The sequence below is a fragment of the Gilliamella sp. B2838 genome (assembly GCF_026536185.1).
Classification (GTDB): Bacteria; Pseudomonadota; Gammaproteobacteria; order Enterobacterales; family Orbaceae; genus Gilliamella.
This window is the reverse complement of record NZ_JAFNOO010000003.1, coordinates 59,032-71,585: the sequence shown is the minus strand read 5'-3', so window position 1 is coordinate 71,585 and position 12,554 is coordinate 59,032. Positions and strand designations below refer to the sequence as shown.

Genomic DNA, 12,554 nt, shown 5'->3' with positions numbered 1-12,554 from the left:
ATTTTACACAAACAATCAAGATTGCACGACAATTAGCCTTAATTAAAGGCTTTAGCAATGATAGTCAAAAATTAAAAAATTTACGCAAAAACATTCTACTTGTTATCATTTTGGTGGCAACGTTGAACAAGTTTGGTTAACAACGCTTAAACAGTTGCTGAATCGACATTCATAAAAAATCGATATTAAAAATAATACAACGCTTTTATAGGCAGGCAATGTTTGCTTTGACAAAAGCTGGGATTAGCGCTTTAACCGTTATTGATACAACAAATTCTTGTATTGGTATTATTAATTATGATGTTATTTGAAAATGGCTCAACGGTTATCTCTGATTTACGCCATAAATACGTTTAAAGTGGCATATTAACTGACTGCATTATCAATAATAACCAATATACTAATGCCGTCATAGCACTGACAAAACACTATAGACCAAATCAAATTACCGCTTTGCTAGTACTTAATGATCAGCAAAACAAGTAGAAATACTTGATATTTCTAATATCGAGTATAAATTACCCCATTTAGTTAGTTAAGTGGTCAATTGTTCTGTACAATTTAGTTACTAATGCTCAATGATGACTTTAACTTAAATGATTACTCGAAAATTTTTGCATAAATCGGTATCATAAGTAGATTAAATAGATTAGTTAAGGAAAATGATTATGATCGTAGTAACGGGTGGCGCTGGGTTTATAGGAAGCAATATTGTTAAAGGATTAAATAATCAAGGATATCAAGATATTTTAGTTGTCGACGATTTAACCGATGGAACTAAATTCGCAAATTTAGTCGATTTAGATATTGCTGACTATATGGATAAAGATGAATTCATTTCAGCAATCATTGCGGGAGAACAGCTCAATATTGAAACCATCTTCCATCAAGGTGCTTGTTCATCAACAACAGAATGGGATGGCAAGTTTATGATGGAAAACAACTATGATTATTCGAAAGATTTGTTACATTACTGTTTAGATTTCAATATTCCTTTTTTATATGCATCATCTGCGGCAACTTATGGTGGACGTAGTGATAACTTTATTGAAGATCGCTGTTATGAAAAACCGTTAAACGTCTATGGATATTCTAAGTTTCTTTTTGATCAATATGTAAGAAAAATCCTACCTGATGCAACTTCACAAGTGTGTGGTTTTCGCTATTTTAATGTTTACGGACCACGCGAAAATCATAAAGGCAGTATGGCTAGCGTTGCCTTTCACTTGAACGAACAAATCCATAAAGGTGAAAAACCGAAATTATTTGTTGGCAGTGATAATTTTAAACGCGACTTTATTTATGTTGGCGATGTAGTTGATGTCAATTTATGGTTTTGGAAAAATAATATCTCTGGGATTTACAATTGTGGTACAGGCCGCGCCGAGTCATTCCAAGCTGTCGCAGATGCGGTATTAAGTTATCACAAAAAAGACGAAATTGATTACATTCCATTTCCTGATCACCTAAAAGGACGTTATCAACGTTTTACACAAGCAGATTTAACTAAGTTTAGAAAAACGGGTTGTCCAATTGATTTTAAAACAGTAAGTGAAGGGACAACTGAATATATGCAATGGCTTAATGAGCAATAAAGGAAGTCAAATGAAAACGTTGATAATTGGCCCGTCTTGGGTGGGTGATATGATGATGTCACAAAGCCTATATCGAACTTTAAAACAACTTGATCCTAGCGTTGAAATCGATGTCATGGCACCCGCTTGGTGTCGAGCATTACTGAATAAAATGCCGGAAGTAAATCAATCGATTGCAATGCCTTTAGGTCATGGTGAATTTAATCTTATGCAACGTTATCATTTAGGTAAAGAGCTACGTAATAACAATTATGAACAAGCTTTTATTTTACCTAACTCGCTTAAATCAGCGCTAATTCCTTTTTTTGCTAAAATTCCTAAACGAACAGGTTGGAAAGGTGAAATGCGTTATGGATTATTAAATGACTTGCGCAAATTAGATAAGCCAGCATTTCCACAAATGGTCGAACGTTATGTTGCGCTTGCTTATCCTAAACAACAAATTCATTCAGCACAAGATCTGCCTAAACCATTATTGTGGCCAAAATTAGAGGTTAGCCAAGAGGATATAACCAATACTTTAACCCTGTTCAATATTGCAAACGATGAACCTTTAATTGGTTTTTGTCCCGGCGCTGAATTTGGACCGGCTAAACGATGGCCCGATTACCATTATGCAGCACTAGCCGATATGATTGTAAGCCAACATGCTAAAATTTTAATATTTGGTTCGGCCAACGATCGGGAAGTTGGAAATCAAATTATGGCCAAAATGACGCATAGCGATCAATGTATTAATCTTGCTGGCGAAACACAGCTTGAGCAAGCAATTAATTTAATTGCAGGGTGTAAAGCAATCGTTACTAATGATTCTGGTTTAATGCATGTTGCTGCCGCATTAGATCGGCCTTTAGTGGCGCTTTATGGGCCAAGTAGTCCTGATTTTACGCCACCTTTATCCAACAGAGCAGAAATTATTCGATTAATCACCGGATATCACAAAGTACGTAAAGGCGATGGCGATCAAGGGTATCACCAAAGTTTGATCGATATAAAACCCGCTCAAGTGTTCGAAACGTTAATGAATCTCATCGTACGTTGTGAAAAAGAGTAACTAATCATGCGTGTACTTGTTGTTAAAACCTCTTCGATGGGGGATGTGCTGCACACACTACCTGCACTAACTGATGCAGCAAATTGCTTAACTGATGTTACTTTTGACTGGGTGGTAGAAGAGAACTTTGCCCAAATTCCCAGTTGGCATTTTGCGGTAGATACAGTTATACCAGTGGCAATCCGACGTTGGCGCAAAAATTGGTTTGCAAAACCAATACGGCAAGAACGTCACGCTTTTATTGAACAACTTCAACAGAAGCAATATGATGCAATTATCGATGCACAAGGGCTAATTAAAAGTGCGTTTTTGATTACACGCAAGGCTAAAGGCATTAAACATGGCTTAGACCGTCAAAGCATCAAGGAGCCCATAGCGAGTTGGTTTTACGATATAAAGCACCACATACCCAAGCAAATGCATGCAATTGAACGTGTTAGAATGTTATTTGCCCAAAGCCTTAATTACCCTATTCCAACCCTCACTGGCGATTATGCTATTGCTCGCCACTTTCTAAGTACTTTACCGAGTGATGCAGGACAATACCTTATTTTTTTACATTCTACAACGCGGGATGAAAAACATTGGAGTGAGGAGCAATGGCGAGAATTAATCAAACAAATTGAGCCAACAGGTTTAAAAATTAAATTACCCTGGGGGGCACCACATGAACAACAACGAGCAATTCGCCTTGCGCAAGGTTTTAACCATGTTGAAGTGTTACCAAAACTCTCATTAAATGATATTGCGACCATTATTGCAGGTGCTAAAGCGGTTGTTTCGGTTGATACCGGATTGAGTCATCTAACAGCAGCATTAGATAGACCAAATATTACGCTATTTGGTCAAACTGATCCTAAGTTAATTGGTGGTTATGGCAAAAATCAATACAGTATTATTTCGCCAGAAAAAAGCATGAAAACAATCACTGCACAGCACGTTTACCAAAAATTGACTGATTTGTTATAAATGAGTCAATCCATCATTGCTTAACTAAAAAGGGATAAAATTAATGAATAATTATTGTGAATTAATTCGTGAAAAATATGCACAAATTGGCAGCAATGAACTTGGTTACATTGAAGATGCGCTAAGTGCTGTTATGCAAGCACTTGATGAAGTAGCCAGCAACCAACTGGTTCCCAAAGAGTTAAGAGATAAAGCGGCTTACGCAGCCGCAAATTTACTAATTAGCGACTTTAATGTCACATAGCAGTGGGTAAATTGATAATAAACCGTGTAGATTGTTCATCAGACTCGACATAAATAGAGCCTTTATGCGTTTCAATTATTGATTTTACAATTGCTAATCCAATACCCGCTCCAGAAGCATCATTTCCATTACGATGACGAGATTCATCTACACGATAAAACCGGTCAAAAAGATGAGGTAAATGCCGGCTATCAATTTTCTTACCTGGATTAGAAATGATGATCTTTACACGTTTATCGGTGACTTGACTTAAAACAATTCTGATAATTTGATTTTCAGGCGTATAACGAATAGCATTGGATAAAATATTACTTATTGCTCTAGCTAGCATCATTTTATCACCTTGAATATGTGCACAATTACCTTCCAGATTAAAAGCAATATTCTTTTCATCAGTAAGGGGTTCAAAATATTCACACATTAAGCTGAGCATGTTATGTAAGTCAATATCGATTAAATTTGGCACTAATTGACGATTATCAGCCTGAGCTAAGAACAGCATATCTGATATCATTAATGACATTCTTTCATACTCTTCTAAGTTAGAATATAAAATTTCTCGGTATTCTTCAGTTGATCGAGCATTATTTAACACGATTTGAGTTTGCGTAGTTAAGTTAGTAATGGGTGTTCGCATTTCATGCGCAATATCAGCAGTAAAATTACGCTGACGAAGAAAAACATCTTCCATCCGACTAAGCATATTGTTAAATGCGCGTACAAGGCTGACGTATTTGATAGGAACAGTCGAGGTTGAAATTCGATAATTAAGGCTTTTCATATTAATACGCTCAATTTTCTTAATTAAGCGATTAATCGGCTTTTGAGTGTAATATATCGAAATGATTGATCCAATTAGCGCAAGCACACATGAGATTGCAATAAGTAAACCAAGCCCATTTCTTAATCGATTAATAAATTCTAATTGTAAATCACGACCAACAGCTACAATAGTCGTATATTGATTATGTGGTTCAACCATAACGCGTGAAGCGGCGATTCGATAAGATGATTTATCCATATTGGATATTGCTGTCGTATGCTCAGTGACTATCTTTTCAAATTCATCTGGTTTTAGAGCAAGCATTAAATTAGGACCACGTGTCCGATATAATATTTTACCAGAATCATCAATAATATAGACAAACAGATGATGATGACCTGTCAAAATTAATAATAAATTTTGAAAAAATTCATCACGATTATCATCAGGAGAATAATAAGTAAGCTCTCGTTCAATAGAAGAAATTACCGAATTCAATTCAGTGACATTTTGTTGAATCGAAAATTTTTCAAATGAACGTTCGATCAGATAACTAAAACAATAAAGTAACCCACATGTCAGTAAGCACACAATTAAGGGCAAACGAAATGAGATAATTTTAATCCGCTTCATCCAATACATCTAATTTATATCCCATTCCACGCACAGTATGTATTAATTTGGGTTCAAACCCAGCATCGATTTTATTTCGTAATCGCCTAATTGCCACATCTATCACGTTGGTGTCACTATCAAAATTCATATCCCACACTTGTGAAGCAATAAGCGATCGAGGTAAAACCTCGCCAGGATAACGTAAAAAATACTCCAGTAACAAAAATTCTTTATTAGTTAATTCGATTCTTTTATCCGCTCGCGTAACTGTGCGCTTAGGTAAGTCCATCACCAAATCAGCAATGGTAAGTTGATAATTGTTAACTTGGGGAACATTACGTCTTAATAATGATTTGACCCTCGCCAAAAGTTCAGCAAACGAAAATGGCTTAACTAAGTAATCATCAGCACCTAAATTAAGACCTTTAACTTTATCATCAACACTACCCATTGCGGTAAGCAAAATAATTTGTGTATCTTTGCCTGCCTCACGTAAAGATTGGACAATTTTCCAACCAACGATATCGGGTAACATCACATCAAGTATGATTAAGTCATAATCTTCGGTCATAGCACGATGATAACCATCTAAACCATTATCGGTTAAATCAACAATAAAACCAGATTCAATTAAACCTTGGCGTAAGTATTCGCCTGTTTTATGTTCATCTTCAACAACTAACAATTTCATTTTGAGTATTTCCTTTATTATTTTAGTTGATTATCGAAATTGCATAATGCTGTAATAGGATATATGAAAAAACCAAATGACATCATGACAAATTAATGACTATATTGTAATTTTTATGTCACTAATTAGTTTGTTTGTCTCTGTTATAGTATGCACACAATGATTCATGAGGCTAGACATTATTGTTTCATTGTTTTATTTCCTTTCATCCATTCCTTGCAATTTAATGCAGCCCTAGTTTATCTAGGGTTTTTTTTTATTAATAATAAAGAAAATAGCGTTCTGTTAACCAAACACCGATTCTTGCGTTGAAAGGTATGTGTTATTCTAACAAAATTAAAGCATTTTGGGTACGCAAAGAACTATTTTTTCTGTAGTACTACGCCCATTTCTATATGATCGGTATATGGGAACTGATCAAACATAGCTAAGTGTTTAATTTCATGTGTTGCGATAAGTTGTTGCAAATTTTCTTTTAAAGTATAAGGATTGCATGAAATATAGATGATTGTAGCGTAGTTTTTAAGATTATTGATAGTGCCTTGGTCTAATCCACCTCGTGGTGGATCAACTAAAACGGTCTGGCACTGATAACTGTCTAGATCAATGCCTTTTAATCGATTAAATTCACGCTCTTTTCTAATTGCGCAAGTAAACTCCTCGGCAGATAGTCTGGCTATCACTAAATTATCAATTTGATTAACCACAATATTATGTTGTGCCGAATAGACCGAAGCTTTGGCAATTTCTGTCGCTAAAACTTTACGAAAGTTTTGTGCTAAAGCAACCGAAAAATTACCATTACCACAATAAAATTCAAGTAAATCGCCAGATGAACCTTTAGTCACTGAAATTGCCCACTCTAACATTTTGATATTAACTGCGGCATTAGGCTGAGTAAAACTATTTTCAACTTGACGATATTGAAATGTTTTATCCAGCACTGGCAAAACTTCATCCACATAATCAACATCAATTGAAATTTTTTGATTACTTGAACGCCCCACTAAATTGACATTAATTCCCTGATCGGCTAATTGTTGCTTTAACAATCTTGCTTGAGCAATCCAATTTTCATCGAGTTTTTTATGATATAACAACGTAATTAATAGTTGGCCACTCAACGTGGAAAAATAGTCTATTTGAAAAAGTAAATGACGTAATGATTCATTGTACTGTAAAAGTGGTAAAACAGCTTGCATGGCTTGATTAATAAGCTTTGTTGCAATAGGAAAGCTATCGATGCGAACCCGTTTCTTAGTTTTTTTATCATACATAATATGATAAAGATCTTCACCATTATGCCATATTCTAAATTCAGCACGCATCCGATAATGACTTACTGGAGAAGAATAAACTTTCAATTCAGGTAGCACAAAATCGCTAAAAAGTGTTTTTAGATTATTGATTTTGTTTTGTAATTGTCGGTTATATTGATCGTTGGAAAAACATTCAGTCATCTTCATTAAGTCATCGCTATTAGGGTAATATGATAAAAGAAATACTGCTCATCATCGAATAACTAATCAACTACCATAAATAATTCAATCAGGTGATTAATTAAAAACGCGATTTAAAAGCAGTAATAGTATGATTTAATAAAATCCTATTAATCATAACATATACATGAAGGCTGTTATAACAATAAACACATTATTAGCCTAGGATTTAGACATTTTACTTAAAATTTAATATAAATTTTTGTTATATATAAAACTGCATTGATTGATCTATCCGTAATAAATCATTTTAAATTCAAACTCTTGAATTAGATTTTTCTTTAAATATCGCATCGACTATTTTTGATACATAATCCTTTGTATGTTTTTTGCACTCTAAAAATTGCGCCAGTTCGCTACGCTCTCTGGAGGCAATTTTTATCATTAATCCTTTTCCTTAAACTGCTGCTTGTTTCACGCTCATTACATGATCTGCTAACGTTCTTAATCGCTAGCAAATCATCAATTACGCATGATATATAACAAACTATTTTTCTTCTTCAGATAATAACTGTTTTAGCTTTCTCTCATACCAATCATGGTAAGATACGGGTTCAAACGACCAACTGTTAGGAATTTTGAAGCCACTATCGGTTACAATTAAATTAGTTATATCTAAATTTATTAAACTTTTTAATGGCATGCCCGCATTTAAAATTGCTTTATTTCCTAGCATTTTATATCGTTTTACTCGCACATTTAACGGTAAATCTAACTCTTTTAACGACAAATAAAGCGATACACCATAAAGCTGGACAAACATTCTTTCACGATAAAAATAAATATTATCAAAACGCTCACTCTGTTTTAATTTTTCAGTAATGTTCATTATCCTTTTATGACCTTCTAAAACGTTATACAAGCAACTCTTGCGCTTGTTGTTGTACTCCAAGAGGTATCAACGTCACCATAATTAGAATGAACATTAAATACAAGCCCCCCCGTAGTTTTATGATTAACTACGTAGTCACCGGTATACCAGTTACTGCCTGTATAATACTCATTATTTACCATCCCCCATTCGTTAAATAACCCGCCAATCCAATGCTCATTCCAATAACTGATTCTTCGTTGATAAACATTACCTTGACCAGGCAAACCCATCGCCAATCTCTCACCAGATACAATATCCTTACCGTTTGCATTCGTTAAATCAAACACTTCAGGAAGTTTATAATTCCCCCCCAAAGTACGACAAAAAGCCTGACCATCATCAAAAAAAGTATTATCAGTACTTGGTTTTACTAAGTACCAACGCCAAATGGTAAATTGGTAGATTAGATTAGTTTTACTTTGATCGCTATAAAGTTTAAATGTTGAAACTGAAAACGACTTATTTGGCGAGTCTATAGCAGGTCCTTTCAATGTAATACGTACAGCATAATCACCTTCGCGACTGAGTGATAAAGAAATTCCAGTACCCGATGAAGCATTGACTGTATTACTATTTATTGCAATAAATTCATTTGCAGTTAGACCTGCCAATTGCATAATAAAAAAGAAATTATTAGAACCGGTTGTTGGAAAATTACTTGTGGCATCATTAATATTTTGCGGTTTAAATCCTCTATCCGGATCCCATTGCTCAGGGGGACCAGCATAATTGCCATTTTCATATATATCTCCTGGTTGACTTCCTTTACCAAAAACTAAATGAGGTTTTAAATAACACGCTTTTTTTACATTCGGAATAATGTAATAGCTATGACTTCCGCCCTTGAATGAACTCATATCCGGTATGCCATAGTTAGTCAATAACGCGCCATCATCGGCACTAAGTGTTAATTTATAGGGGGATTTACACGCATCTAACTCACTATTCGGATTCGATTTAATATTGTCTGTTATATCGACACCTTCAACATCCTCCCACTTTGCTTTCAAATAACCCGTGACAGTAGAAAGCTTATCCCCATCTGCATCACGCCAATAATTATTTGCTACTATTGCATTGGCTAACGGCATTGATGGATAACTAGTAAAAGGTAAATTGGTTTTGATATCAGCAAATGTTGGTGATGGTTTATCTATTACTATTGGAGTTAAAGAAGTTGAAGTATCTTCCAAAACGGATATTGCCTGATTATTCGGTAATATTAACGATAAGAGTGGTAATACCGTCGTTGAAGTTGTCTTTCCCTCATCAAAACTGATATAAGGACTATTACCATTTATTACCTGTGCTGTTTGTGTCGTTAAAGCATGTACCGGCTTTATCGATACCACTGTAAACAACACCGACAAAAATAGAGTGCATAAACCTGTTTTTACTATCCCCTTTCTTAAAAACGCTTTGAATAAGGAGATATGATTAAGCTTATTGATATAGAATAAATAAAGAGATGAATTTGAAAATGGATTTTTGTATAAAGAATGAAACTCTTGATAACAATTACTATCACTATTAACTAATAAAAACGATGCCCGATGCCCGATGCCCGATGCCCGATGCCCGATGCCCGATGCCCGATGCCCGATGCCCGATGCCCGATGCCCGATGCCCGATTAAGACCATATTTTAACATATTTTTACCATTCCTTGTAGCAATATAACGGGTATTTTTTTAAAATTATTCAACAATATATACTGTTAAAAAAAATAACTTCAATAACAATATTACGCTAATCGAATAATAATTTAATAATATACTAAATGATATGAATTTTTTTGTAATGTGTTTTTCCGTAAAGTTTTGTAAGGCGTTGATGACGCTTAAAGGTACACGTTGATGGACTGCAAATTATTTATTTTCCGTTCAACCATTAAGCATTGCTACGCTTTTATTGATTGTAGTTATAGGGATTGCCGCTATAATGTGTAACAAAATTTTAGATAAAAAAGATCATTATGACCGCACAAACTTTTTTAGATTTAGGATTAGATGAGATCTTAATCGAAAACCTGCAAGCACAAAATATTCATACACCAACAGCCATTCAGGCGCAAACTATTCCTGCCGCACTCGAGGGTAAAGATATTTTAGGATCTGCACCCACAGGTACCGGCAAAACATTGGCTTTTTTAATCCCAGCGGTGCAACATCTGCTCGATTTTCCTAGACGTAAACCTGGTCCACCACGTATTTTAATTTTAACACCAACTCGTGAACTTGCCATGCAAATTGCAGAACAATCGAAGCGCCTAACACAATCAACGCATCTGAGCACTGCGACAATAACCGGCGGTGTGGCTTATATGAATCATGCTGAAGTGTTTAGCAAAAATCAAGATATTGTGATAGCGACAACCGGTCGATTATTACAATATATCAAAGAAGAAAATTTTGATTGCCGCGCTGTTGAAATGTTAATTTTAGATGAAGCTGATCGTATGTTAGATATGGGCTTTTCACAAGATGTTGAAACCATTTCGGCAGAGACGCGTTGGCGTAAACAAACACTTTTATTCTCGGCAACGCTTGAAGGTGAAGGATTGCATAACTTTGCCAGCCGTATCTTAAATGATCCAATCGAAATTAATGCCGATCCTTCACGCAAAGAGCGCAAAAAGATCTTACAATTTTATTATCGAGCCGATGATTTAACGCATAAAGTGGCTTTATTAATCCATTTATTAAAACAAGATGAGTTGAAAAAAACCATTATCTTTGTACGTAAACGTGAACGTGTGCATGAATTGGTGACTTGGTTACATCAAGCTGGCATCAATAGTTGTTACTTAGAAGGTGAAATGGTACAAGCCAAACGCAACGAAGCAATAAAAAGAATGAGCAATAATACCGTTAATGTATTAGTGGCGACTGATGTCGCTGCACGCGGTATTGACATTGATGATATTAGCCATGTGATTAATTTTGACGCCCCTAAAACAGCGGATGTCTATTTACACCGCATTGGTCGTACGGCTCGTGCTGGCAAAAAAGGCACGGCGATAATGCTAATCGAAGCTCATGATAATGAGTTATTGCAAAAAATTGAACGTTACATTCAAGAACCGATTAAGTTAAGAACTATTGATGAATTGAGACCGAAAACCAAAGCCCCTAAACGCGTAACCAAGAAAAAGCCATCACAAAAAGCAAAATTAAAAAGTGAAACTAAAAAACAAGATGCAAAAAATAAAAAAGTAAAATTGCGCCATCGTGATACTAAAAATAAAGGGAAGCCGAAAAAATCAATAAGTAATTTCGAACAAAAACAACAAAGTTAATAGTTTGAACTTATGAAATCAATTGCTTATAACGAATTGGACAAATAGCGTTAATTGCTATAATAACTTCCGTTGCTTGATTTATATTTTATTTGTTAAGGAGAAAATTATGACATTAGTCACTCGCAAAGCCCCTGATTTTACTTCAGCAGCTGTTTTAGGTACTGGCGAAATTGTAAACAATTTTAATTTAGCTGATCATATCAAAGGTAAATATGCAGTTGTATTCTTTTGGCCAATGGACTTCACTTTTGTTTGCCCTTCAGAAATTATTGCTTTTGATCACCGTTTAGATGAATTTAAAAAACGTGGAGTTGAAGTAATTGGTGTTTCAATGGACTCTGAGTATGTTCACAACGCTTGGCGTAATACTCCACAAGATAAAGGTGGTATTGGTGAAGTCAAATTCCCAATTGTCGCGGACATTAAACATGCAATTATGCAAGCATATGGCGTTGAACATCCTGAAGCTGGTGTTGCTCTACGTGCGTCATTCTTTATCGATAAATCGGGTATTGTTCGTCACGAAACTATCAATGATTTACCAATTGGTCGCAATATTGATGAAATGATTCGTATTGTTGATGCTTTCCAATTCCACGAAGAACATGGCGAAGTTTGTCCTGCACAATGGACAAAAGGTAAACAAGGTATGCAAGCTAATCCAAACGGCGTTGCAAGTTACCTAAAACAACACGCTAAAGAAATTTAATTATTACATTATCGTTCTAACGTTTTATTCAAAAGCTTTGCGTTAACCGGAGTTTATCTCCGGTTTTTTTATCTATTATTTTATTGTAATTTAGAATTATCAAAGCATAGTTTATGCTGAACGTTTTAGTTTTTTTATATGATAAATAATTGGATAATTCAACTTATCGATAAGTAGGATCGCAACAGTGGGGTTTATGTTCTAGTAATGAAATCAATAACAGGCATTGATTAAGATTGAT

General features: G+C 34.9%; 12 protein-coding genes. 6 read left to right on the top strand and 6 right to left on the bottom strand.

Translation table 11 applies throughout. The features are described from left to right. Nucleotides 1-668 precede the first annotated feature (668 nt). From rfaD to J3U63_RS03930, 4 genes are read left to right on the top strand one after another with little or no spacing between them, the layout of a single operon-like run. Entirely contained in the window at nt 669-1,595 is a 927-nt protein-coding gene (gene rfaD / locus J3U63_RS03945; RefSeq protein WP_267370493.1) for an ADP-glyceromanno-heptose 6-epimerase, read from the top strand. A gap of 10 nt (nt 1,596-1,605) precedes the next feature. After that, a complete protein-coding gene (gene rfaF, locus J3U63_RS03940) occupies nt 1,606-2,649 on the top strand; it encodes an ADP-heptose--LPS heptosyltransferase RfaF (RefSeq protein ID WP_267332560.1) in 1,044 nt (347 codons plus the stop codon). A gap of 6 nt (nt 2,650-2,655) precedes the next feature. Continuing rightward, nucleotides 2,656-3,618, top strand: coding sequence for a lipopolysaccharide heptosyltransferase RfaC (gene rfaC, locus J3U63_RS03935; RefSeq protein ID WP_267332559.1), 963 nt, complete (start codon nt 2,656-2,658; stop codon nt 3,616-3,618). Nucleotides 3,619-3,661: 43 nt separating this feature from the next. Next, nucleotides 3,662-3,862: a YaeP family protein gene (locus tag J3U63_RS03930; RefSeq protein ID WP_065635099.1), complete on the top strand. Its 201-nt coding sequence runs from the start codon at nt 3,662-3,664 to the stop codon at nt 3,860-3,862. Here the strand turns inward: J3U63_RS03930 and J3U63_RS03925 are convergent. From J3U63_RS03925 to J3U63_RS03900, 6 genes are all read right to left on the bottom strand, one after another. Further along, nucleotides 3,855-5,258, bottom strand: coding sequence for a heavy metal sensor histidine kinase (locus tag J3U63_RS03925; protein ID WP_065635100.1), 1,404 nt, complete (start codon nt 5,256-5,258; stop codon nt 3,855-3,857). The genes J3U63_RS03930 and J3U63_RS03925 overlap by 8 nt on opposite strands. Continuing rightward, entirely contained in the window at nt 5,245-5,931 is a 687-nt protein-coding gene (locus tag J3U63_RS03920) for a heavy metal response regulator transcription factor (protein WP_065635101.1), read from the bottom strand. The genes J3U63_RS03925 and J3U63_RS03920 overlap by 14 nt, the downstream gene beginning before the upstream one ends. Before the next feature lie 362 nt (nt 5,932-6,293). Next, on the bottom strand, nt 6,294-7,391 hold the full coding sequence (gene trmA, locus J3U63_RS03915) for a tRNA (uridine(54)-C5)-methyltransferase TrmA (protein WP_416379655.1): 1,098 nt from the start codon (nt 7,389-7,391) through the stop codon (nt 6,294-6,296). 295 nt (nt 7,392-7,686) lie between these two features. Further along, complete coding sequence (locus tag J3U63_RS03910) at nt 7,687-7,815, bottom strand: hypothetical protein (RefSeq protein ID WP_267344378.1); 129 nt, start codon at nt 7,813-7,815, stop codon at nt 7,687-7,689. Nucleotides 7,816-7,917: 102 nt separating this feature from the next. Next, on the bottom strand, nt 7,918-8,259 hold the full coding sequence (locus tag J3U63_RS03905; protein WP_267344379.1) for a hypothetical protein: 342 nt from the start codon (nt 8,257-8,259) through the stop codon (nt 7,918-7,920). A 17-nt stretch (nt 8,260-8,276) separates the two neighbouring features. Beyond that, a complete protein-coding gene (locus J3U63_RS03900) occupies nt 8,277-9,656 on the bottom strand; it encodes a hypothetical protein (protein WP_267348215.1) in 1,380 nt (459 codons plus the stop codon). A gap of 622 nt (nt 9,657-10,278) precedes the next feature. On the opposite strand from J3U63_RS03900, the gene srmB reads away from it, so the two are divergent. Both srmB and J3U63_RS03890 read left to right on the top strand, forming a co-directional pair. Continuing rightward, nucleotides 10,279-11,601, top strand: a complete 1,323-nt coding sequence (gene srmB, locus J3U63_RS03895) for an ATP-dependent RNA helicase SrmB (protein ID WP_267370491.1) — start codon at nt 10,279-10,281, stop codon at nt 11,599-11,601. A 109-nt stretch (nt 11,602-11,710) separates the two neighbouring features. Further along, complete coding sequence (locus tag J3U63_RS03890) at nt 11,711-12,313, top strand: peroxiredoxin C (RefSeq protein WP_267332554.1); 603 nt, start codon at nt 11,711-11,713, stop codon at nt 12,311-12,313. Nucleotides 12,314-12,554 lie beyond the last annotated feature (241 nt).